We start from the raw sequence: 22,338 nt of genomic DNA on the forward strand, positions 1-22,338 counted from the left end.
GCGGCGAGCGGGCTGTGCTCGGCCAAGTCAGATCGACTCCTGCCCGCGCAGCTGGCCGTCACCGACTACTACATACTTCTCGCAGGTCAGGCCCTCCAGGCCGACCGGGCCACGGGCGTGCAGTTTGTCAGTAGAAATACCGATTTCTGCGCCCAGGCCATATTCGAAACCGTCGGCAAAGCAGGTCGGCGTGTTGATCATCACCGAAGCCGAATCGACTTCTGCGACAAACTGCCGGGCCTGGCCCTGGTGCTCGGTGACGATGGAGTCGGTGTGGTGCGAGCCATAGTGGTTGATGTGCTCGATGGCTTGCGCCACACCGTCGACCACGCGGATCGACAGGATGGCCGCGAGGTACTCGGTGTTCCAGTCGTCTTCCGTGGCTGCTACTGCGTCGATGTACTGGCGGGTGCGTTCGCAACCGCGCAATTCGACGCCTTTTTCGCGGAACTGGCGAGCCATTTCCGGGAGGAACTCGGCGGCGACCGTTTGATCGACCAGCAGGGTTTCCATTGCACCACAGATACCGTAACGGTAGGTCTTGGCGTTGAAGGCAATCCGTCGGGCCTTGTCGAGCTCGGCGTGTTCGCCCACATACACGTGGCAGATGCCGTCCAGGTGCTTGATGACCGGCACGCGAGCGTCACGGCTGATGCGCTCGATCAGGCCCTTGCCGCCACGCGGGACGATGACGTCCACGTACTCGGGCATGGTGATCAGCGCGCCAACGGCTTCGCGGTCGGTGGTTTCCACCACTTGCACCACGGCTGCTGGCAAATCGGCTTCGGCCAGGCCGCGCTGGATGCAGGCGGCGATGGCGCGATTGGAATGAATGGCTTCGGAGCCGCCGCGCAGGATGGTCGCGTTGCCGGACTTCAGGCACAGGCTGGCGGCGTCGATGGTCACGTTGGGACGCGACTCGTAGATGATCCCGATGACGCCCAGTGGCACACGCATCTTGCCGACCTGGATGCCCGACGGGCGGTAGCTCATGTCACGGATTGCCCCGACCGGGTCTGGCAGGCTGGCCACCTGACGCAGGCCGACGATCATGCCGTCGATGCGTGCCGGGGTCAGCGCCAGGCGTTCGAGCATGGCTGGTTCCAGGCCATTGGCGCGGCCGTTGGCCAGGTCTTTCTCGTTGGCGGCGGACAATTCTTCGCGCGCGGCGTCCAGCGCATTGGCGGCCGCTTGCAGCGCGCGGTTCTTCTGCGCGGTGCTGGCACGGCCGATCACGCGGGAAGCCTCGCGGGCAGCGCGACCCAGGCGGGTCATGTAGGCAAGAACGGACTCAGTCATGGGCTCAGTGTCTTGGCGAAAGGGGAAATCGGCTGATTATAACTGCCGCGCCGGTATACGCCCAGCGGTGACAGGCGGATGGTCGAAAACAGTGTTACCGCATCGCGGGATATCGGCCCGCCTGTAGAAGCAACTGTCTTGCCCATATCCCTTGTAGCCGCTGCCGTCAGGCTGCGCTGGAGCCCGTGAGGGCTCCCAAAGGCGGCGCCTGCCATGCAGGCGAGCGCAGCCTGACGGCAGCGGCTACGTTTGCCAGCAATGAGGCCGGTATTCGCGTTGTGGGAGCGGGCTTGTCCCGCGATGAGGCCAGCACAGCCACCGTTCAGCCTCGATTAAGCAAGAAATTGCTATCATCGCTCCCCTGCCACCTTGCGAACCTTGCGCATGCCCGATACCGCCCCCTGCCCGCCACGGGCCTTGCCCGACGGTTTTTTCGACCGTGATGCCCAGGTACTGGCCAAGGCATTGCTCGGCAAGATCATCCGCCATCGCCAGGGCGCGCTCTGGCTGTCGGCGCGGATCATCGAGACCGAAGCCTACTATTGCAGCGACAAGGGCAGCCACGCCTCACTGGGCTACACCGAAAAGCGCAAGGCGCTGTTCCTCGATGGCGGGCACATCTACATGTACTACGCCCGTGGCGGCGACTCGCTGAACTTCAGCGCCCACGGCGCCGGCAACGCCGTGCTGATCAAGTCCGCCTACCCGTGGCTCGATGCCTGCTCCGATGACAACAGCCTGGCGCAGATGCAACTGAACAACCCCGACGCCAGCGGCAACCCACGCCCAGCCGAGCGCCTGTGCGCCGGCCAGACCCTGCTGTGCAAGGCCATGGGCTTGAAGGTGCCGCACTGGGACGCGCAACGCTTCGACCCGGACCGACTGTTCGTCGAAGACTGTGGAATCACCGTGCAACACATTATTCAGACGACCCGGCTGGGCATTCCTCACGGCCGCGACGAACATCTGCCGTTTCGCTTCGTCGATGCCGACTACGCCCGCTACTGCACGCGCAACCCGCTGCGTCGTGGCCAGGTCGAAGGACGCGACTATTTTTCACTGACACAAGGAAACTGAGACGATGGGCCCTTGGCTCGACAGCCTGACCGCCTGGCTGACCACTAACCCGCAATGGCTGGGCCTGGCGATTTTCATCGTCGCCTGCGTCGAATGCCTGGCCATCGCCGGGATCATCGTGCCCGGCACCGTGCTGCTGTTCGCCGTGGCCGTCCTGGCCGGCAGCGGCGCCCTGACCTTGGGCGAAACCCTGCTGCTGGGCTACCTCGGCGGGCTGCTGGGGGATGCGATCTCCTACACCCTGGGCCGGCACTTCCACCAGGGCATCCGCCGCCTGCCGCTGTTGCGCACCCACCCGCAGTGGATCGGCAGCGCCGAGACCTATTTCCAGCGCTACGGCATTGCCAGCCTGCTGGTGGGCCGCTTCATCGGCCCGCTGCGGCCGATGCTGCCGATGGTCGCCGGGATGTTCGACATGCCGATCCCGCGCTTCATCGCGGTCAGCCTGGTCGCCGGGGCCGGCTGGTCGGTGGCCTACCTGCTGCCCGGCTGGGCCACCGGCGCGGCCATGCGCCTGCCATTGCCCGAAGGGTTCTGGATGCAGGCCGGGATCATTGCCGCCACCCTCGCGGTGCTGCTGGGCCTGAGCGTCAATGCCAGCCTGCGCAGCCAGCACAAGGGCACCCGGCTGATAGCCGCGCTGAGCCTGCTGGCGTTGCTTGCGATGTTCTTCGGCTGGCCATACCTGAGCGCGTTCGACCAGGGGCTGATGACCCTGATCCAGAACAACCGCAGCAGCGCCATCGACGGCACCCTGGTGCTGATTACCCGGATGGGCGACTTCCGTACCCAGTTCATTCTCGGGGGTGTACTCACCGGCCTACTGCTGCTTGCGCGGCAATGGCGCCCGGCGATCTTCGCCGGCAGCGCGCTGATCGGTACGGCGCTGGCCAATGGCAGCTTGAAATGGCTGTTTGCCCGAGCCCGCCCGGAAGTGTTGAGCGACCCGCTGACCACCTACAGCATGCCCAGCGGGCATAGCTCGGCAGCGTTTGCGTTCTTCCTGGTGCTGGCGATTTTGGCCGGGCGCGGGCAACCGCCGCGCATGCGCCTGACCTGGGTGATCCTGGGCTGTATTCCGGCGGCGGCAATTGCCTTGTCGCGGGTGTATCTGGGGGCGCACTGGCCGACGGATGTGCTGGCCGGGGCCATGCTGGCCTGCTGCGTCTGCGCCACCAGCCTGACCTTGCTGCAGGACCGTCAGCCGCTCGCCGCGCTGCCGTTGAAGGTGTGGTGGCTGGTACTGCCGGCGTGCATGGGGGTGTTGGCGTTCTTTGCGCTGCATGCGTTGCCGCATGCACTACTGCGCTACCAATACTGACCGCCACCACCCCTCACAGGGCATTGGGCTAGCCAGATACCCTCAGGCAAACAGCTCCCCCTGAAGGCGATCCAGCAAATGCTGGATCGCTTCCAGCCGCAAGCGCGGCGAATCAATCGCCAGCAATTCCAGCTTGTCCTGCTCATCAAACGGCAACAGGTAGGCCAACTGATTGGCCAGGACCTTCTGCCCGATCACCTCAACAGACATATCCAGCGCCGCCACCATCGGGTGCTCGGCCAAGGCATGCAACAACGCCAGCAAATCGTGGTGATCGTCTTCCAGCGGTGCATCCTCCTGCTCCGGCAACCAGGACACATCGGCAATCAGCAATTGATCCTTCTGCACCTCGTACGGCCCGACCCGGAACCTGCGCACGCCCTCCACGCGAATCCCCAGCAGGCCGTTGTCCTGCTGCTTGAAGTCGCGAATCACCGCCTCGCAGCCGATCAGGGCAAAGCCTTGCGGCGCCGGCCCGACCTGCTCGCCCTCCAGAATGCAGACCACGCCAAAGCCACCGCTCTGCTTCATGCAGCGGCCGATCATGTCCAGGTACCGCGCCTCGAAAATCTGCAAATCCAGATTGCAGCCGGGAAACAGCACGGTATTGAGTGGAAACAGGGGTAACGTCATCAATCGTCCTCAAGCAACCAGGCTTACTGCCAACGGCAGGAACACCGCCGTGGCAACCCCCATCAGGCTCATCGCCAGGGCCGCGAAGGCCCCGCATTCCTCACTTTCCTGCAACGCCACCGAGGTGCCCACCGCATGCGCGGTGATGCCCAGGGCCATGCCACGCGCCTCGGGGCTGTGCACACCAAAGCGGGTCAACAGGCCCGGGCCGAAAATCGCCCCGATCACCCCGGTAATCAGCACGAACACCGCTGCCAGGGCCGCCACGCCGCCAATCTGCTCCGCCACCAGCATGGCGATGGGCGAAGTCACTGACTTCGGCGCCATGGTCATCAGGATCATGTGCTCGGCACCCAACCACCAACCGAGCAACACGCACAGGCACGTGGCGACCAGCCCCCCGATTACCAGCGTAGTAAAGGTCGGCCAGAACAGCTGACGGATGCGTCTCAGGTTCAGGTAGAGCGGTATCGCCAGGGCCACGGTGGCCGGGCCCAGGAGGATGTTCATGATCTCGGTGCTTTTGCGGTATTCGGCGTAGGAGAGCCCGCAAGTCAGCAGTACGCCGATCACCACCAGCATCGACACCAGCACCGGTTGCAGGAAGATCCAGCGGGTTTTTTCGTAGGCCGCCAATACCAGCTGGTACGCACCCAGGGTGATACCAATACCGAACAGCGGATGGTGGATGACCGCCTCGATGGCGCCGTGCCAGTCCAGGCTCATGGCTGATCCTCGCGCTTGGCCTGGCGGGCGATCAGCTTTTGCATCAGCACGCCGCAGAACACCAGGGCGATCAGCACCGAGAGCACCAGCGAGCCGACGATGGCCCAGAAGTCGGCGGCAATGTCCGCGGCATACACCATCACCCCCACCGCCGGTGGCACCAGCAGCAACGGCAGGTAGCGCAGCAGGCTGCTCGACGCTTCGCTCAAAGGCGCGCTGACTTCGCCGCGCAGCATCAGGAAGATCAGCAACAGCACCAGGCCAATGATCGGCCCCGGCAAAATCGGCACCAGCAGGTGATTGATCGCTGTTCCCAACAGCTGGAACAGCACGAGCCACGTCAAACCACGCAACAACATTGCATCTCTCCCTCAGACCTGGTGGCCATTATAAGCACGCTATCGACCGGTCTATAGCGCGATATTCGCTCAAACCATACGGACTTGACCTGAACATGCCGGCATGCTGATCTTAGGTTTTCGAATCTGCCAAACACAATAAAACCACCCGTTACTCAGGAGAGTTTCGATGCCCCAAGTACCCGTTACAGAGCTTGCGCAGTACGTTGGTAAGGAACTGGGACGTTCCGAATGGCTACAGATCGATCAAGACCGAATCAACCTGTTTGCCGAGGCAACAGGGGACTTCCAGTTCATTCATGTCGACCCGGCGAAGGCGGCAAAAACGCCATTTGGCAGCACGATCGCCCATGGCTTTCTCACCCTTTCGCTGATTCCGAAGCTGATGGAGGGCATTCTGGTCCTACCTGAAGGTCTGAAAATGGTCGTCAACTATGGCCTGGACAGTGTGCGATTTATCCAGCCTGTCAAAGTGGACTCCAGGGTGCGGCTCAAGGTGGACCTCACCAGCGCCATCGAGAAAAAGCCCGGCCAGTGGCTGCTCAAGGCAACCGTGACCCTGGAAATCGAAGGCCAGGACAAACCGGCTTACATCGCCGAGCCGCTGTCACTCTGCTTCGTCTGACCTAACCTCAAGGTGAAACAGCCACCCCCGGCTGTTTCACCCGGGACAATCTGCGGCATACTCGGGGCCTCACTTGCCTGGACCCCGTCATGCGCCCTCTCGTGCCTCTTGCCCTGACCCTGCTACTTGCCGCCTGCGGCGATGGCGAACCGCTTTCCCCGCCTGATGCCCGCCTGCCCGATGGCGGCCGCTACCGGGGTGAAGTGGTCAACGGGCTGCTGCAAGGTGCCGGACGCGTCGACTACCCCAATGGCAGCTGGTACGCCGGCAACTTCAGCAATGGCCAGTGGCACGGCCGTGGCGAATGGCACGGCAGCAACGGCGAAATCTATCGCGGCCAGTTCGAACAGGGCCTGTTCCATGGCCAGGGCGAACTGACCAGCAACGGCAGCAGCTACAGCGGCGGCTTCAAGCTGGGCCGACGTGACGGCGAAGGCACCCTCAAGGAGGGTGGCCTGCAATATCGCGGGCAGTTCAAGGATGACCAATACAACGGTGCCGGCCACCTGGCCCTGGCCGACGGTTCCCAGTACCAGGGCCTGTTCGCCAAGGGCAAGCCCAATGGCGAAGGCATTCGCAGCGACGCCAGCGGCAATCAGTTCAGCGGGCATTTCGTCAATGGCCAGTTGCAAGGCAGCGGCACCTTCAACAGCGCCGAAGGCGACCAGTACATCGGCGAGTTCAAGGGCAATCGCCTGGAAGGCCGCGGCCGCTACGAGAACGCCGACGGCGATGTGTGGATCGGCCAGTTCAAGGACGGCTCGCTTACCGGCAAGGGCGAACTCTTCGCCGTGGATGGCAGCCACTACAAAGGCCGGTTCCGTGACTGGCGTTTCTCCGGCAGTGGTCGCCTGCAACTGGCGGATGGCAGTGTGTATGTCGGCGGCTTCGAGAACGACACCTACCAGGGCGCCGGCCAACTGACGCCAATCGATGCGCCCGCGGAAAGCGGCCTGTGGGTCAACGGCCTGCGCGTACGGGATGACAAGGGCCGGTTGCTGCCCGACCCGTTGGAACTGGCCCTGCTCAACCAGGGCAGCCTGCTGGAAAAAGCGCTGGCGCAAGTGCCGCCATCCACCCCGGAGATCGAGCTGTACAGCCTGACCCTGGCCGGTGATGGCAAGCAGAGCGTGTTCATGCGCGAGGCCGACTATGTCAGCAACATGCTCAAGAGCCGCTTCGGCGCAGTCGCCCATATCAACCTGGTGAACCACCGCGACCACCTTGCCGACCGCCCGCTGGCCACCCGCGAGAACCTCGCCCGCGCGGCCCGCACCCTGGCCGATCGCACGGGGCCGGAAGACCTGGTGTTCATCTACCTGACCAGCCATGGCAGCGAGGATCACCAACTGGTGCTCGACCAGCCGCGCCTGCAACTGGCTGACCTGCCTGCCGACGAGCTGGCCAGTGCCCTGGCCCCACTGAAGGATCGCGACAAGATCATTGTCATCTCGGCCTGTTATTCAGGAGGCTACATCGCCCCTCTCAAGGATGAACGCACGCTGATCATGACGGCGGCGCGTAGTGATCGAGTGTCGTTCGGTTGCAGCGAAGAAGCCGACTTCACCTATTTCGGCGATGCCCTGTTTGCCCAGGCGCTGAACCAGACCGATGACTTGCAACAAGCCTTCGAACTCGCCAAGGCGAGCGTTGCCGAACGTGAACAGGCGGAAGACTTCGAAGCTTCCGAACCACAGATGTGGGCGCCAAAGGGCGTACTGGCACATTGGCAAAAGTTGCGTCAGCAGCAGGCCCGCAAAGCACTGCAAAGTGCCGAGGCCAGCCAAGCAAAAAGTGCCGGCAGCCACTAAGCTGACTGTAACAAGGGAGAGACATCATGTACCTGACGCCTCAGCACATTCTGCTTGCCGGAGCCACCGGACTTACTGGCGAACATCTGCTTGACCGGCTGCTCAACGAGCCGACGGTCACCCGCGTGCTAGCCCCTTCACGCCGCCCATTGGCGGAGCATCCGCACCTGGAAAACCCGGTGGGTGATCCAGCGGTGTTCCTGCCGCAGCTCAATGGCCGGGTGGACATCGCGTTCTGCTGCCTGGGTACCACCATCAAGGTGGCGGGCTCGGAGGCGGCGTTTCGGGCAGTTGATCTGGACATGGTGGTGGCGTTCAGCAAGCGCGCGCGGGAGATGGGTGCGCGGCATTTGCTGGTGATCAGTGCCCTGGGCGCTGATGCCAAGTCGAAGATTTTCTACAACCGCGTCAAGGGCGAGATGGAGGAAGCACTGAAGGCGCAGGATTGGCCGCAGCTGACCATTGCCCGGCCTTCGCTGTTGCTCGGTGAGCGGATTGAACCGCGCCTTGGCGAGCAGTTGGCAGGGCCGTTGTCGAAGCTGATTCCCGGCAAGTATCGCGGGATCGAAGCCTGTCAGTTGGCCAGGGCGTTGTGGCGCCTGGCGCTGGAAGAGCAGGATGGGGTTCGGGTTGTCGAGTCTGATGAGTTGCGCAAGCTGGGGAAATAACTGGGGCACCATCGCCGGCAAGGCCGGCTCCCACAGGTATTGAGTTGAGTTCAGCCTGGACACTGTGGGAGCCGGCCTTGCCGGCGATGAGGCCAGTAGCTACAACCCACCGGTAGCCTGAAACCCTACCCCCAGCACCGTCAGCAACGACAGCGGCAAAAACAGCGTATCAAGCAACGCACTGCCCGGCAGGTCCAACCCCGGATGTGCCGGCGCTGCCACCCCGAAGCGGTCTTCCGGGCAACACCCGCCCTGCATCACATACAGGTTCAGCCGCGTCCCCGAGTACACCACCGGTGCCCCCGGTTTGGCGGCATCCAGCGTGCGCACCGTCGAGCACCCCCCCACCACCAGCAACGCCAGGGCGCTCAACAGCAGCTTCACTCCTCACCGCCCAGATGATGCTCGCCCCAACGTGGCAGCATGTCCTGGGGAATGTTCAGCAGGTTGAGAATCCGCGCCACGACGAAGTCGACCAGGTCATCAATGGTCTGCGGCTGGTGATAGAACCCCGGCGCCGCCGGCAAGATCACCGCGCCCATCTGCGACAGCTTGAGCATGTTCTCCAGGTGAATCGTCGAGAACGGCGCCTCACGCGGCACCAGGATCAGCTGGCGACGCTCCTTCAAGGTCACGTCCGCCGCCCGCTCGATCAGGTTGTTGCAGGCCCCGGTGGCAATCGCCGACAAGGTGCCGGTCGAACATGGCACCACCACCATCGCCGCCGGCGCACCCGAGCCCGAGGCCACGGGTGACATCCAGTCTTCCTTGCCATACACGCGAATCTGCCCGGCAGCCGCGCCGGTGTACTCGGTCAGGAACGCCTGGATCGCCTGCGGCTTGGCCGGCAATACCACGTCGGTCTCGGTCGACATCACCAACTGCGCCGCCTTGGAAATCAGGAAGTGCACCTCGCGCTCCTCGCGCACCAGGCAGTCCAGCAAGCGCAAGCCGTACTGGGCGCCGGAAGCACCGGTCATCGCCAGGGTGATGCGTTCCGGGCCGCTCATTTCAGGGCCTCAGCCAGCTTGCCATGCAGGCCGCCAAAGCCGCCGTTGCTCATGATCACCACCTGGGTGCCCGGCGTGGCCTGGCTCTTCACGCGCTCGATGATCGCCTCCAGGCTGTCGGCAACAATCGACGGCACGGTGCATTGCGCCGCCGTACCGGCCAGGTCCCAGCCCAGGTTCGGCGGTGCGTACCAGATCACCTGGTCGGCATCGCGCACGCTTTCCGGCAAGCCGTCGCGATGCGCGCCGAGCTTCATCGAATTGGAGCGCGGCTCGATCACGGCGATCAGCGGTGCATCGCCGATACGCTTGCGCAGGCCATCCAGGGTGGTGGCAATCGCCGTCGGGTGGTGCGCGAAATCGTCATAGATGGTCACTCCCTGCACTTCAGCAACCTTCTCCATGCGCCGCTTGACGCTCTTGAACGCGCTCAGTGCAGCGATGCCCATGGCCGGCACAACGCCGACATGCCGCGCCGCCGCCAGGGTGGCCAGTGCGTTGGCCACGTTGTGCTGGCCGGTCAGTTCCCACTCGACCACACCCTGGCTTTCACCTTCGAAGCTCACCTCGAAGCGCGAACCGTCCTGGCTCAGCAGCTTGACCTGCCATTGGCCACCTTCGCCGGTGGTTTGCACCGGGGTCCAGCAGCCCATCTCGATCACCCGCGCCAAGGCCGGCTCGGTGGTCGGATGGATCACCAGGCCTTCGCTCGGGATGGTGCGCACCAGGTGGTGGAATTGCCGCTCGATGGCTGGCAGGTCCGGGAAGATGTCGGCGTGATCGAATTCCAGGTTGTTGAGGATCGCGGTACGCGGACGGTAGTGAACGAACTTCGAACGCTTGTCGAAGAAGGCGCTGTCGTATTCGTCTGCCTCGACCACGAAGAACGGCGTACCGCCCAGGCGCGCCGATACCGAGAAGTTCTGCGGCACGCCACCGATCAGGAAGCCCGGGCTCATGCCGGCATGTTCCAACACCCAGGCGAGCATGCTGCTGGTGGTGGTCTTGCCATGGGTGCCGGCCACGGCCAGTACCCAGCGACCTTGCAGCACATGGTCAGCCAGCCACTGCGGGCCCGACACGTACGGCAGGCCCTTGTTCAGCACGTATTCCACGGCCGGGTTGCCGCGCGACAGCGCGTTGCCGATCACTACCAGGTCGGGGGCCGGGTCGAGCTGGGCGGCGTCATAGCCCTGGTGCAACTCGATGCCCTGGGCTTCGAGCTGGGTACTCATGGGGGGATAGACGTTGGCATCGGAGCCGGTGACACGGTGGCCAAGTTCCTTGGCCAGCACTGCCAGCGAGCCCATGAAAGTACCGCAGATACCGAGAATATGAATGTGCATGGTCGACCTCACGAAACGTGGAGGCAGGGTAGCTTAGGGGGCGAAAAATCGCATCCTGAGTTTCGCTCAGACGCCCCGCGCCAGGCCATGCTTGCGCAGTTTCCGATACAGGGTATTGCGGCTGACCCCCAGGTGCTGGGCGACATGGGTCATGTGCCAACGTAGTTGTTCGAGGGTGTGCAGCAGGGTTTCGCGCTCGGCGTCCTGCAGGGGGGCGGCGGGACCTTGTTTGGCCTCATCGCCGGCAAGGCCGGCTCCCACAGTGATCACCGTTTTCTTCACGATGGGCGGGAGGTCTGCGTATTCGATGCGTTGGTTGTCGCATAGCGCCACCAACGTGCGCAGCACATTGCGCAACTGGCGTACGTTGCCCGGCCAGGCGAAATCGAGCAGGGCCTGGCGCGCTTCAGGGGCAAGGTGGACTGGTTGCTCGGCCGCCTCTTCCGCCAGGATGAAATCCAGCAGCTGGGTTTTATCACTGCGCTCGCGCAACGCCGGCAAGGCAATCTCCAGCCCATTGAGCCGGTAATAAAGGTCTTCACGGAAACTGCCATCCGCCACCCGCTCCAGCAGGTTGCGGTGCGTGGCACTGATGATGCGCACATCCACCGCCTGCGGCTCGCCACCGATCGGCACCACCATGCGGTCTTCCAGCACCCGCAATAGGCGGGTTTGCAGCGCCAGCGGCATGTCGCCGATTTCATCCAGCAACAAGGTGCCGCCATCAGCCTGCTGCAGCTTGCCGCGCATGCCCTCCTTGCGCGCACCGGTAAAGCTGCCGCCGCGATAGCCGAACAACTCACTCTCGATCAGGCTTTCCGGGATGGACGCACAGTTCAGCGCCACAAACGCCTTGTCCGCACGCAGGCTGGCCTGATGCACGGCCTTGGCGAACGCCTCTTTACCGCAGCCCGTCTCGCCATTCAGCAACAGCGGCACATTGCGCTCGAACACACGCACGGCGCGGCGGAAGTCATTTTGCAATGCCGGGTCGACCAGGCAGATACCCGCCGCTGGCGCCGGCTTGGCCACCGCCACCACCGGGGTGGGCACGCTGCTACGGGTTTGGCCGCGCAGGCTGGCGAACAGCAGCCGGCCATCGCGGGTGCGCAGCGGCCAGCTTGTGCTGGCCAGCGCCGTGGCGCGGCCGAGCAATTCGTCCAGCGCACAATCAAAGAACATCTCCACCGGCTTGCCCAGCAGGCCGCCGCGAATGGTCCCCAGCAGGTTCAAGGCACTCTGGTTGACCGCGCAAATCCGCCCATCGCCATCAAAGGCCAGCAGCCCTTCACTGAACAAACCCACCGACTCCGCCTGCAAGTGGAAGCGCAGCAGCCAGTGGTTCTCGAAATAGCGCAGGAAGTAGCAACTCTCGATCATCTTCGCCGAGAGGTTGACCAGCGCCATGGTGTGGAACTGGCTCTGGCGGGAAACATCCGGGCGTGCCGACGACACATCCAGCACCGCCAGCAATTCACCATGGGGGTCGAACACCGGGCTGGCCGAGCAGGTCAGCCCGGTATGCCGGCCACGGAAGTGCTCGTCCTGATGAATGGTCAGCGCCTGACGCTCGACCAGGCAGGTGCCAATGCCATTGGTGCCCTCGCGGGCCTCGCTCCAGTCGGCGCCCAGCCACAGCCCGGCACGCTCGAAAATGCGCCGCTCGGTGGGCGCCGTCACGCAATTGAGGATGACCCCACGGGCATCGGTGAGCAGCACCGCATGGCCGGCGCCGGAGAGCTGTTGGTGCAGGCTGTTCATCTCGTTGCCGGCGATTTGCAGCACCTGCTGCAAACGCTCGCGGCTTTCCAGCACACGGCCATGTTCCAGCACGGTCGGCGCCATGTTTTGCGACGGGTCGAGGTGGTAGTCCTCCAGGCAGCGCAGCCAGGATCGGGCAATCGACGGATCGCTGCCCGGCCCTTCCAGGTGCGCCTTGCCCTGGGTCACCGTCAACACTTGCCGGGCGTGCCGGCTGAGATGATTGCTCTGCACTTTTTATTGTTCTCCGCAGATGAGAGAAGCCCAGCATCCTCCAGCTGCCCGCGCATTGCAATGCCAGCTCGACCACCGAGTCACGGGCCGTGCCGAAAATGGCACAAAGTGTCACAGCACCTGTGCCAGGGCTGTCACAGCGCCCGCCTCGCCCCCGCTGCAAAAAAGCCCAAGCCCTTGATTTACCTGGGCCTGCCGGCAGTGGCCCGCACTTTGCTCTACGCTTGTTACCTCCCTCAACAAGCACAATAGCCAGGAGACACACCATGCGTTATGCACATCCCGGTACTGAAGGCGCGAAAGTCACCTTCAAGAAAAAATACGGGAACTACATCGGTGGCGAGTTCGTTGCTCCGGTCAAAGGGCAGTACTTTGAAAACACCTCCCCGGTCAACGGCCAGCTGATTGCCGAGTTCCCGCGCTCCACCGCCGAAGACATCGAGAAAGCCCTCGACGCGGCCCACGCCGCCGCCGATGCCTGGGGCACCACCTCGGTGCAGGCGCGCTCGCTGATCCTGCTGAAAATCGCCGACCGTATCGAGCAGAACCTCGAAACCCTGGCCATTACCGAAACCTGGGACAACGGCAAGGCCGTGCGCGAAACCCTGAACGCCGACATCCCGCTGGCGGCCGACCACTTCCGCTACTTCGCTGGCTGCCTGCGCGCCCAGGAAGGCAGCGCCGCCGAGATCGACGGCAACACCGTGGCCTACCACATCCATGAGCCGCTGGGCGTGGTCGGGCAGATCATCCCGTGGAACTTCCCGATCCTGATGGCCGCCTGGAAACTCGCCCCGGCCCTGGCCGCCGGCAACTGCGTGGTGCTCAAGCCGGCCGAGCAAACCCCGCTGGGCATCACCGTACTGATGGAAATCATCGGCGACCTGCTGCCACCAGGCGTGCTCAACGTGGTGCAAGGCTTCGGCCGCGAAGCCGGTGAAGCCCTGGCCACCAGCAAGCGCATCGCCAAGATCGCCTTTACCGGCTCGACCCCGGTCGGCTCGCACATCATGAAATGCGCCGCCGAGAACATCATCCCGTCGACCGTGGAGCTGGGCGGCAAGTCGCCGAACATCTTCTTCGAAGACATCATGCAGGCCGAGCAGAGCTTCATCGAAAAGGCCGCCGAAGGCCTGGTGCTGGCGTTCTTCAACCAGGGTGAAGTGTGCACCTGCCCATCGCGGGCGCTGGTGCAGGAGTCCATCTACCCGGCGTTCATGCAAGAGGTGATGAAGAAGATCAAGCAGATCAAGCGCGGCGACCCGCTGGACACTGACACCATGGTCGGCGCCCAAGCCTCCGAGCAGCAGTTCGACAAGATCCTCTCGTACCTGGAAATTGCCGAGAAAGAAGGTGCTGAACTGCTGACTGGCGGCAAGGTGGAAAAACTCGAGGGCAACCTGTCGACTGGCTATTACATCCAGCCGACCCTGCTCAAGGGCACCAACAAGATGCGCGTGTTCCAGGAAGAAATCTTTGGCCCGGTGGTGAGCGTTACCACCTTCAAGGACGAAGCCGAAGCCCTGGCAATTGCCAACGACACCGAGTTCGGCCTGGGCGCCGGGGTGTGGACCCGCGACATCAACCGCGCCTACCGCATGGGCCGCGGCATCAAGGCAGGCCGTGTGTGGACCAACTGCTACCACCTGTACCCGGCCCACGCCGCGTTCGGTGGCTACAAGAAGTCCGGCGTCGGCCGTGAAACCCACAAGATGATGCTCGACCACTACCAGCAGACCAAGAACCTGCTGGTGAGCTATGACATCAACCCGTTGGGCTTCTTCTAGGGCCTGATTTGGGGCCGCTTTCGCGGCCCATCGCCGGTAAGGCCGGCTCCCACAATTACAGGGTTGAGCCATTCCCTGTGGGAGCCGGCATTGCCGGCGATGGCCTGCAAAGCGCCCCAAGCCGCTCTGGCTCGCTTTCTGCAAGACCATCACCAGACAAGCCGGCATCCCGCTGGCAACGATAAGAAAAACAGGTGAACCCTATGCCAAGCGATCACTCCGGCAACGTGCCGGCTGGTTCTTCTGTCGACTTTGAAAAAGTCGGCTCCGACTATTTCCAACAACGTGAACTGAAAAAGGGCGCCGCCGGCTGGGTGCTGCTGGTGGGCCTGGGCGTGGCCTACGTGATTTCCGGCGACTATGCCGGCTGGAACTTCGGCCTGGCCCAAGGCGGCTGGGGCGGCATGTTCCTCGCCACGCTACTGATGGCCACGATGTACCTGTGCATGTGCTTCTCGCTGGCCGAACTGTCGTCGATGATCCCCACCGCAGGCGGCGGCTACGGCTTTGCCCGCAGCGCCTTCGGCCCCTGGGGCGGCTTCCTGACCGGCACCGCGATCCTCATCGAATACGCCATCGCCCCCGCCGCCATCGCGGTGTTCATCGGCGCCTACTGCCAGTCACTGTTCGGCATTGGCGGCTGGATCATCTACCTGGCCTTCTACATCATCTTCATCGGCATCCACATCTTCGGGGTGGGTGAAGCGCTGAAACTGATGTTCATCATTACCGCGGTAGCGGCGATTGCCCTGGGCGTGTTCCTGGTGGCGATGGTGCCGCACTTCGACGTGAACAACCTGTTCGACATCGCCCAGACCGACGCGGTCGGCGCCAGCAGCTTCCTGCCGTTCGGCTATGTCGGCGTGTGGGCGGCGATCCCCTATGCGATCTGGTTCTTCCTCGCCGTCGAAGGCGTGCCGCTGGCCGCCGAAGAAACCAAGAACCCCAAGCGTGACCTGCCGCGCGGCCTGATCGGGGCGATGCTGGTGCTGCTGGCCTTCGCCCTGCTGATCCTGGTGGTCGGCCCTGGCGGTGCCGGCGCCGAAGCGCTGAAAAGCTCGGGCAACCCGCTGGTCGAGGCGTTGTCCAAGGCTTACGGCGGCTCCACCTGGATGGGCGGCTTCGTCAACCTGGTCGGCCTGGCTGGCCTGATCGCCAGCTTCTTCTCGATCATCTACGCCTATTCGCGGCAGATCTTCGCCTTGTCGCGCGCCGGCTACCTGCCGCGCAAGCTGTCGCAAACCAACAAGAGCAAGGCGCCGGTGCTGGCCCTGATCATCCCCGGCATCATCGGTTTCGCCCTGTCGCTGACCGGCCAGGGTGACTTGCTGATCCTCGTTGCAGTGTTCGGCGCTACGCTGTCTTATGTACTGATGATGGCCGCGCACATCACCCTGCGCATCAAACGCCCCAAAATGGAGCGTCCATACCGTACCCCAGGCGGCGTGTTCACCTCGGGCGTGGCCTTGGTGCTGGCCTGCATCGCGGTGATCGCCGGCTTCCTGGTTGACCCACGGGTGGTGATTGGCGCAGCCATCATCTATGGCGTGCTGATCGCCTACTTTGCCTTCTACAGCCGCCATCACCTGGTGGCCGGTACACCGGAAGAGGAATTCGCTGCGATCCAGAAGGCTGAAGAAGCCTTGCACTGACCGCCGCCACCCCGCGCCGCAGGCCAGCCCTGCGGCGCTCTGGAGATCCTGTATGGCAAGTTTTGTACACGCAGTAGGCACCCAGACCTACCGATTCGACAGCCTCAAAGAGGTGATGGCCAAGGCCAGCCCGGCACGTTCCGGGGATTTTCTGGCCGGCGTCGCCGCCAGCAACGACGGTGAGCGCGTGGCCGCGCAAATGGCCTTGGCCGACATTCCACTCACGCATTTTTTGACTGAAGCGTTGATCCCCTACGAAGACGACGAAGTCACCCGGCTGATCATCGACACCCACGACAAACAGGCCTTTGCCGTGGTCAGCCACCTCACCGTGGGCGGGCTGCGCGACTGGCTGCTCAGCGACGCAGCCGACGAAAGCAGCCTGCGCGCCCTGGCGCCGGGCCTGACCCCGGAAATGGCCGCCGCCGTCTCGAAGATCATGCGCGTGCAGGACCTGGTGCTGGTCGCGCAGAAGATCCGCGTTGTCACGCGGTTTCGCGGCACCATGGGCCTGCGCGGGCGCCTGTCGACCCGCCTGCAACCCAACCACCCCACCGACGAGCCCGCCGGGATCGCCGCGAGCATCCTCGATGGCCTGCTCTACGGCAACGGCGACGCCATGATCGGCATCAACCCGGCCACCGACAGCATCGCCTCGATCTGCGCGCTGCTGGAAATGCTCGACGCGATCATCCAGCGCTACGACATCCCGACCCAAGCCTGCGTGCTGACCCACGTGACCACCTCGATCGAGGCGATCAACCGTGGCGTGCCGCTGGACCTGGTGTTCCAGTCGATTGCCGGCACCGAGGCGGCCAACGCCAGCTTCGGCATCAACCTGAACGTATTGCAGGAAGGCTACGAAGCCGGGCTGAGCCTCAAGCGCGGCACCCTCGGGCAGAACCTGATGTATTTCGAGACCGGCCAGGGCAGCGCGCTGTCGGCCAACGCCCACCACGGCGTCGACCAGCAAACCTGCGAAACCCGCGCCTATGCCGTGGCCCGCCACTTCAAACCCTTTTTGGTGAACACCGTGGTCGGCTTCATCGGCCCGGAATACCTCTATAACGGCAAACAGATCATCCGCGCCGGCCTGGAAGACCACTTCTGCGGCAAGTTGCTGGGTGTGCCAATGGGCTGCGACATCTGCTACACCAACCATGCCGAGGCCGACCAGGACGACATGGACATGCTCCTGACCCTGCTGGGGGTGGCCGGGATCAACTTCATCATGGGTATCCCGGGCTCTGACGACATCATGCTCAACTACCAGACCACCTCGTTCCACGACGCCCTGTATGCCCGCCAGACCCTGGGCCTGAAGCCGGCACCGGAGTTCGAGGGCTGGCTGGCGCGCATGGGCATCTTCACCCAGGCCGATGGCCGGGTGCAGTTCGGCGACAACCTGCCACCGGCCTTCCGTCACGCCCTGGCGCAACTGGGATAAGGAGCAGACATGGACAAGCACACCCCAAGCCGCGACAACCCCTGGCTGGAGCTGCGCCGCCTGACCCCGGCGCGGATTGCCCTGGGCCGCACCGGCACCAGCCTGCCGACCAGCGCGCAACTGGACTTCCAGTTCGCCCACGCCCAGGCCCGCGATGCGGTGCACCTGCCGTTCGACCATGCCGGCCTGCGCGAGCAGTTGAGCGCACGCGGGCAGGCCAGCCTCTTGCTGCACAGTGCCGCCAGCGACCGCCACAGCTACCTGCAACGCCCGGACCTCGGCCGGCGCCTGCATGAAGACTCGGCCCAGCACCTGCGCGAACACGCCCAGGCCAACCCCGGTGGCATCGACCTGGCCATCATCGTCGCCGACGGGCTGTCGGCGCTGGCGGTGCATCGGCACACCCTGCCGTTTCTCGACCGGCTTGGCGAGCAAGTGGCCGCCGAAGGCTGGTCGACCGCGCCAGTGGTGCTGGTGGAACAGGGCCGCGTGGCGGTGGCCGATGAAATCGGCGAGCTGCTGGGGGCGAAGATGACCGTGATCTTGATCGGTGAGCGCCCGGGCCTGAGCTCGCCGGACAGCCTGGGGCTGTATTTCACCTACAACCCCAAGGTCGGCCTGACCGATGCCTACCGCAACTGCATCTCCAATGTGCGCCTGGAAGGCCTGAGCTACGGGATGGCTGCCCATCGCCTGCTGTACCTGATGCGCGAGGCCTGCCGGCGGCAACTTTCGGGGGTCAACCTGAAGGATGAGGCCCAGATTCAGACCCTGGAATCAGACACGGACGCCCCAAAAAATGGAAACTTCCTGCTGAACACCCCGTGATAGAGCGGCTAGTTTTACGCCGATTGCGCTTTTACTGCGCTTTAGGCAGCATCTGGGGCAACGGCTGCCCGAGATTCGCCGCCGAACTCCCATGGACCCCGAGGCCTGCTTATGCGAATCATCAAAGCAACCCTGGAGCATCTGGATCTGCTCGCTCCGCTGTTCGTCAAATACCGTGAGTACTACGGGCAGCTGCCTTATCCGGACTCTTCCCGCTCGTTTTTGCACAAACGCCTGGAGCGCGGCGAGTCGGTGATCTACCTGGCGCTGCCGGACGATGACGACGGCAAATTGCTGGGTTTTTGCCAGCTGTACCCGAGTTTTTCTTCGCTTTCGCTCAAGCGTGTGTGGATTCTCAACGACATCTACGTTGCCGAGGACTCCCGGCGCATGCTGGTGGCCGACCACCTGATGCGTGAAGCCAAGCGAATGGCCAAGGAGACCAACGCCGTACGTATGCGCGTGTCCACCAGCAGCGACAACGAAGTGGCCATGAAGACCTATGAGTCCATCGGTTTTCACGAAGACACCGAGTTCAAGAGCTACATCCTGCCGATCAATTCCGACTGATCGCCGCTGACCGGTGGTCGCCTTGCGCGACCGCCGGTACCTCGTGTCACATGTTCGCGACATCCGCCGCTACAAACTGCGCAGGCATAACGGGCTTCTGGCCGTATAATGCCGCCCTCAATTTGTGTGAAATTTTACCCTTCCCCCGGGTAGCGACCCAACGCATTCGCACTGCCAGTCCTTGCCAGCCCGTAGCGTCGGGTTCTGAACACAGGTGCCGTACATGGATTTCAACCCGCTGGACCTAATTCTGCATCTCGACACCTACCTCGACCTGCTGGTGGCCAACTACGGCACGTGGATCTACGCGATCCTGTTCCTGGTGATCTTCTGCGAGACCGGGTTGGTGGTGATGCCCTTCCTGCCGGGTGATTCCTTGCTGTTCATTGCCGGCGCCGTGGCGGCGGGCGGTGGCATGGACCCAGTGCTGCTCGGCGGCCTGCTGATGGTGGCGGCGATCCTGGGGGACAGCACCAACTATGTGGTCGGGCGAACAGCGGGTGAGCGATTGTTCGCCAACCCCAACTCGAAGATTTTCCGTCGCGACTACCTGCAGCAGACCCACGATTTCTACGAGCGCCATGGCGGCAAGACCGTGACCCTGGCGCGCTTCCTGCCGATTCTGCGCACCTTTGCCCCGTTCGTCGCCGGCATTGCCAAGATGCATTACCCGCGCTTCCTGGGCTTCAGCGTGGCCGGCACCATCCTCTGGGTGGGTGGCCTGGTGACCCTGGGTTACTACTTCGGCAACGTGCCGTTCATCAAGAGCAACCTGTCGATCATGATCGTCGCGATCATCCTGCTGTCGCTGGTGCCGATGATCATTGGCCTGGTGCGCAGCCGCATGGGGCGTAAAGCCGCCAAGGCCCACTAAGCCGCGCCCATGTGGAGCCTGAGCGCCTGGCGCCGCCGCCGAACCCTGGCGAGAAACCCGATTGATCCGCTGCTGTGGCAGCGGATTCGCGAGCGTTTGCCGATACTCGATGGCATCCGCGAAGAGGACGACCACTGGCTGCGTGAGGCCTGTGTGTTGTTCCTCGATGCCAAGCACCTGACCACCCTGCCCGGGGTTGAACTGGACGTCGAGCAGCGCTTGTTCCTCGCCGCCCAGGCGCAGCTGCCGTTGCTGCACCTGGGGGAGTTGAACTGGTATCAGGGCTTCCATGAAATCATCCTGTACCCCGACGACTTCGTCAGCCCGCAGCGCCATCGCGACTCCAGTGGCGTGGAACATGAGTGGGACGGTGAGCACAGCGGTGAGGCCTGGTTGCAGGGCCCGGTGATTCTGGCCTGGCCGGGCGTGCTGGGCAGCGGTGGCTGGGAGGGTTACAACCTGGTGATCCACGAGCTGGCGCACAAGCTGGACATGCTCAATGGCGATGCCAACGGCCTGCCGCCGCTGCACCACGACATGCGCGTGAGTGACTGGGCCAAGGTGATGCAGCACGCCTATGACGACCTCAACCGGCAGCTGGACCGCAACCCGGATGCCGAGACGGCCATTGACCCGTACGCGGCGGAGAACCCGGCGGAGTTCTTTGCGGTGACCAGTGAATACTTCTTCACGGCGCCGGATGTGTTGTCGGCGGCGTACCCTGCGGTTTACGCGCAGTTGAGTGCTTTTTACCGCCAGGACCCGTTGGCCCGCCTGACTGAATTGCAGCATAACCACCCGCATTACCGCGATGCGGCCGAGTGAGCTTGCCGGGCATCCGGGTGGGCGTGGCAAGCGGTGCGGAATATGCCTATAATCGCGGCCAATTTTTGGCCAAACATGGGGGCACTGCCCAATGAGCTACAGCAAGATTCCGGCTGGCAAAGACCTGCCGAACGACATCTACGTCGCCATCGAGATTCCAGCCAACCACGCGCCGATCAAGTACGAGATCGACAAGGACAGCGACTGCCTGTTCGTGGACCGTTTCATGGCTACCCCGATGTTCTACCCGGCCAACTACGGCTTCATCCCGAACACCCTGGCTGATGATGGTGATCCGCTGGACGTGCTGGTGGTGACGCCTTACCCAGTGGCGCCAGGTTCGGTGATCCGTGCTCGCCCGGTTGGCATCCTGCACATGACCGACGACGGTGGCGGCGACGCTAAAGTCATCGCGGTACCACACGACAAGCTGTCGCAGCTGTATGTGGACGTGAAGGAATACACCGACCTGCCGGCGCTGCTGCTGGAGCAGATCAAGCACTTCTTCGAGAACTACAAGGATCTCGAGAAAGGCAAGTGGGTCAAGATCGAAGGTTGGGGCGACGCTGAAGCCGCTCGTACCGAGATCACCAAGTCGGTTGCTGCCTACAAGGGCTGAGTCGATTTGCTGTGAAAAAGCCCCGCCTTGGCGGGGCTTTTTTGTGGCCGCGGGTTACTGGCTATGCGGCGACGCCGGCGCATACCGGCCGACCCCTTCGATCAGCGATGAGACCAGGCCTTTGGCCAGTTCTACGGACTGCTGGGTGCATTGGCTGAAGCTGCGGGCGGAGCCTTCGCCGAACTCGATGGCTTGGGTGCAGGTGGTGAAGGCGCAGTCCAGCAGCAGCGCGATGTGCACGAGCGCGTCTTCGGCGTGGATGCCGGGAGCGACGCAGAAAAGGTTGTCGTGCTCGTTGCAGTGCCCGATGGATTTCGGGGTGGTGTAGCAGTCGTGGAGCGGAGGGGGGTCGGGGACGAGTTTTTTCATGGCGGATCTCTAGTTTAGTGAGGCCGCCATCTGTTCGTCGCCAAACAAATAGGTGGCAGCTGGGCGCGGGTTGGCGAACCGGTAAACTAGCGAACCCGGCAGGGCCTAAGCCCTCCCACGCACAGCCGCCATAACAGATGAGGTTATGGTGCGTTGCTAGTTTAACCGGGTCGCCAAACCCGATCACTGAATGTTTCAGTGACTGACTGAGCCTAGTGGCAAGGCTTCCCGCCGGCAATCTCGACTATTCAGAAGAATGCGTAGGAATTGTCGCAGGACCAAATATGGGAATGCACTGGCCTCATCGCCGGCAAGGCCGGCTCCCACAGAGGTCTTGTGGCTGACCCATTCAGCCAGGCATGCCGCTGATTTTTGTGGGAGCTGGCCTTGCCGGCGATCTGCCGCGCAGCGGCAGCAAACCCTGCAACCTGGATATCCCAGGCAAAAATCACAGCCACCAGAAAACTTTCCTACACCATCCTAGGCAATCTCCCTCA

At 63.3% G+C, this 22,338-nt stretch carries 21 protein-coding genes and 2 pseudogenes; 13 read left to right on the plus strand and 10 right to left on the minus strand.

The window, feature by feature from the left end; genetic code table 11:
- Nucleotides 1-27: 27 nt before the first annotated feature.
- Nucleotides 28-1,299: a glutamate-5-semialdehyde dehydrogenase gene (locus M5G11_RS03740; protein WP_273909562.1), complete on the minus strand. Its 1,272-nt coding sequence runs from the start codon at nt 1,297-1,299 to the stop codon at nt 28-30.
- A gap of 384 nt (nt 1,300-1,683) precedes the next feature.
- On the opposite strand from M5G11_RS03740, the gene M5G11_RS03745 reads away from it, so the two are divergent.
- Entirely contained in the window at nt 1,684-2,376 is a 693-nt protein-coding gene (locus M5G11_RS03745) for a DNA-3-methyladenine glycosylase (protein WP_273909561.1), read from the plus strand.
- A gap of 4 nt (nt 2,377-2,380) precedes the next feature.
- A complete protein-coding gene (locus M5G11_RS03750) occupies nt 2,381-3,697 on the plus strand; it encodes a bifunctional DedA family/phosphatase PAP2 family protein (RefSeq protein WP_273909560.1) in 1,317 nt (438 codons plus the stop codon).
- Nucleotides 3,698-3,739: 42 nt separating this feature from the next.
- On the opposite strand, the gene M5G11_RS03755 is transcribed toward M5G11_RS03750, so the two are convergent.
- From M5G11_RS03755 to M5G11_RS03765, 3 genes are read right to left on the minus strand one after another with little or no spacing between them, the layout of a single operon-like run.
- Nucleotides 3,740-4,330 (minus strand): LON peptidase substrate-binding domain-containing protein, encoded by a 591-nt coding sequence (locus tag M5G11_RS03755; RefSeq protein ID WP_273909559.1) that lies wholly within the window; start codon nt 4,328-4,330, stop codon nt 3,740-3,742.
- 9 nt (nt 4,331-4,339) lie between these two features.
- Nucleotides 4,340-5,050 carry an LrgB family protein gene (locus tag M5G11_RS03760; RefSeq protein WP_273909684.1) on the minus strand — a complete coding sequence of 237 codons (711 nt, stop codon included), beginning with the start codon at nt 5,048-5,050 and terminating at the stop codon, nt 4,340-4,342.
- Between the two features lie 2 nt (nt 5,051-5,052).
- Entirely contained in the window at nt 5,053-5,415 is a 363-nt protein-coding gene (locus M5G11_RS03765; protein ID WP_273909558.1) for a CidA/LrgA family protein, read from the minus strand.
- A 169-nt stretch (nt 5,416-5,584) separates the two neighbouring features.
- Here M5G11_RS03765 and M5G11_RS03770 point away from each other — a divergent pair, with 169 nt between their 5' ends.
- From M5G11_RS03770 to M5G11_RS03780, 3 genes are all read left to right on the plus strand, one after another.
- Entirely contained in the window at nt 5,585-6,040 is a 456-nt protein-coding gene (locus tag M5G11_RS03770; protein ID WP_273909557.1) for a MaoC family dehydratase, read from the plus strand.
- Nucleotides 6,041-6,129: 89 nt separating this feature from the next.
- Nucleotides 6,130-7,851 (plus strand): C13 family peptidase, encoded by a 1,722-nt coding sequence (locus M5G11_RS03775; RefSeq protein WP_273909556.1) that lies wholly within the window; start codon nt 6,130-6,132, stop codon nt 7,849-7,851.
- A gap of 26 nt (nt 7,852-7,877) precedes the next feature.
- Nucleotides 7,878-8,519, plus strand: coding sequence for an oxidoreductase (locus tag M5G11_RS03780; RefSeq protein WP_273909555.1), 642 nt, complete (start codon nt 7,878-7,880; stop codon nt 8,517-8,519).
- Nucleotides 8,520-8,618: 99 nt separating this feature from the next.
- Here M5G11_RS03780 and M5G11_RS03785 read toward each other — a convergent pair whose 3' ends face one another.
- The 5 genes and pseudogenes from M5G11_RS03785 to M5G11_RS03800 form a co-directional block, all read right to left on the minus strand.
- The gene (locus M5G11_RS03785; protein ID WP_273909554.1) at nt 8,619-8,903 is read right to left on the minus strand and encodes a YceK/YidQ family lipoprotein; all 285 of its coding nucleotides are present in this window, start codon (nt 8,901-8,903) and stop codon (nt 8,619-8,621) included.
- Nucleotides 8,900-9,529: a flavin prenyltransferase UbiX gene (ubiX, locus tag M5G11_RS03790; protein ID WP_273909553.1), complete on the minus strand. Its 630-nt coding sequence runs from the start codon at nt 9,527-9,529 to the stop codon at nt 8,900-8,902. The genes M5G11_RS03785 and ubiX overlap by 4 nt, the downstream gene beginning before the upstream one ends.
- Nucleotides 9,526-10,875 (minus strand): UDP-N-acetylmuramate:L-alanyl-gamma-D-glutamyl-meso-diaminopimelate ligase, encoded by a 1,350-nt coding sequence (gene mpl, locus M5G11_RS03795; RefSeq protein WP_273909552.1) that lies wholly within the window; start codon nt 10,873-10,875, stop codon nt 9,526-9,528. Before mpl ends, ubiX begins: the two co-directional genes overlap by 4 nt.
- Before the next feature lie 66 nt (nt 10,876-10,941).
- Nucleotides 10,942-11,088, minus strand: a pseudogene (locus M5G11_RS27480) (helix-turn-helix domain-containing protein); the annotation flags it as partial.
- A 71-nt stretch (nt 11,089-11,159) separates the two neighbouring features.
- Nucleotides 11,160-12,870, minus strand: a pseudogene (locus M5G11_RS03800) (sigma-54-dependent Fis family transcriptional regulator); the annotation flags it as partial.
- Nucleotides 12,871-13,136: 266 nt separating this feature from the next.
- Between M5G11_RS03800 and exaC the strand changes: the two are divergent.
- The 8 genes from exaC (at nt 13,137) to ppa (ending at nt 21,472) form a co-directional block, all read left to right on the plus strand.
- Complete coding sequence (gene exaC / locus M5G11_RS03805; RefSeq protein ID WP_273909550.1) at nt 13,137-14,657, plus strand: acetaldehyde dehydrogenase ExaC; 1,521 nt, start codon at nt 13,137-13,139, stop codon at nt 14,655-14,657.
- A gap of 203 nt (nt 14,658-14,860) precedes the next feature.
- Nucleotides 14,861-16,309: an ethanolamine permease gene (gene eat / locus M5G11_RS03810; protein WP_273909549.1), complete on the plus strand. Its 1,449-nt coding sequence runs from the start codon at nt 14,861-14,863 to the stop codon at nt 16,307-16,309.
- Nucleotides 16,310-16,361: 52 nt separating this feature from the next.
- On the plus strand, nt 16,362-17,756 hold the full coding sequence (locus tag M5G11_RS03815) for an ethanolamine ammonia-lyase subunit EutB (protein ID WP_273909548.1): 1,395 nt from the start codon (nt 16,362-16,364) through the stop codon (nt 17,754-17,756).
- 9 nt (nt 17,757-17,765) lie between these two features.
- Nucleotides 17,766-18,584 (plus strand): ethanolamine ammonia-lyase subunit EutC, encoded by an 819-nt coding sequence (gene eutC / locus M5G11_RS03820; RefSeq protein WP_273909547.1) that lies wholly within the window; start codon nt 17,766-17,768, stop codon nt 18,582-18,584.
- Nucleotides 18,585-18,695: 111 nt separating this feature from the next.
- On the plus strand, nt 18,696-19,154 hold the full coding sequence (locus tag M5G11_RS03825; RefSeq protein WP_273909546.1) for a GNAT family N-acetyltransferase: 459 nt from the start codon (nt 18,696-18,698) through the stop codon (nt 19,152-19,154).
- A 223-nt stretch (nt 19,155-19,377) separates the two neighbouring features.
- Nucleotides 19,378-20,028 carry a DedA family protein gene (locus M5G11_RS03830; protein ID WP_273909545.1) on the plus strand — a complete coding sequence of 217 codons (651 nt, stop codon included), beginning with the start codon at nt 19,378-19,380 and terminating at the stop codon, nt 20,026-20,028.
- A gap of 9 nt (nt 20,029-20,037) precedes the next feature.
- Nucleotides 20,038-20,853, plus strand: coding sequence for a M90 family metallopeptidase (locus tag M5G11_RS03835; RefSeq protein WP_273909544.1), 816 nt, complete (start codon nt 20,038-20,040; stop codon nt 20,851-20,853).
- 91 nt (nt 20,854-20,944) lie between these two features.
- On the plus strand, nt 20,945-21,472 hold the full coding sequence (gene ppa, locus M5G11_RS03840) for an inorganic diphosphatase (RefSeq protein ID WP_273909543.1): 528 nt from the start codon (nt 20,945-20,947) through the stop codon (nt 21,470-21,472).
- 54 nt (nt 21,473-21,526) lie between these two features.
- On the opposite strand, the gene M5G11_RS03845 is transcribed toward ppa, so the two are convergent.
- On the minus strand, nt 21,527-21,841 hold the full coding sequence (locus M5G11_RS03845) for a hypothetical protein (RefSeq protein WP_273909542.1): 315 nt from the start codon (nt 21,839-21,841) through the stop codon (nt 21,527-21,529).
- Nucleotides 21,842-22,338 lie beyond the last annotated feature (497 nt).

This window comes from Pseudomonas fontis (genome assembly GCF_028656955.1).
In the GTDB taxonomy this organism is placed as follows: domain Bacteria; phylum Pseudomonadota; class Gammaproteobacteria; order Pseudomonadales; family Pseudomonadaceae; genus Aquipseudomonas; species Aquipseudomonas fontis.